The organism is Mycobacterium sp. UM_11, from assembly GCF_001414075.1.
In the GTDB taxonomy this organism is placed as follows: domain Bacteria; phylum Actinomycetota; class Actinomycetes; order Mycobacteriales; family Mycobacteriaceae; genus Mycobacterium.
In genome coordinates, this window is record NZ_LATC01000255.1 from 1 (window position 1) to 374 (window position 374).

The 374-nt window shown below is 68.4% G+C and carries 1 protein-coding gene; it reads left to right on the plus strand.

What is annotated here, in order from left to right:
• Window positions 1-374 (plus strand): AMP-binding protein (locus WU80_RS24900; protein ID WP_156349792.1); only part of this gene is annotated, 374 nt, incomplete at both ends.

Here is a 374-nt window from a genome sequence, read left to right on the forward strand (position 1 = left end):
AGCGCCCCGTTGACGGCGGGGTCGGGGGTGCCGCCGATTGGGCTGCCGGTGACCGGGGCGGCGTTGTTTGTGCTGGATGGCTGGTTGCGCCCGGTGCCGGCGGGGGTGGTCGGCGAACTCTATGTGGCCGGTTCCGGGGTCGGCGTCGGCTATCTGGGCCGGGCGGGGCTGAGCGCGTCGCGATTTGTGGCCTGTCCGTTCGGCGGGGCCGGCGCGCGGATGTATCGCACCGGCGATTTGGTGCGTTGGAGCAACGACGGGCAACTGCAATACTTCGGCCGCGCCGACGAGCAGGTCAAGATTCGCGGGTATCGCATTGAGCTGGGTGAAATCCAAACGGCGTTAGGCGCTTTGGATGGTGTCGAGCAGGCGGT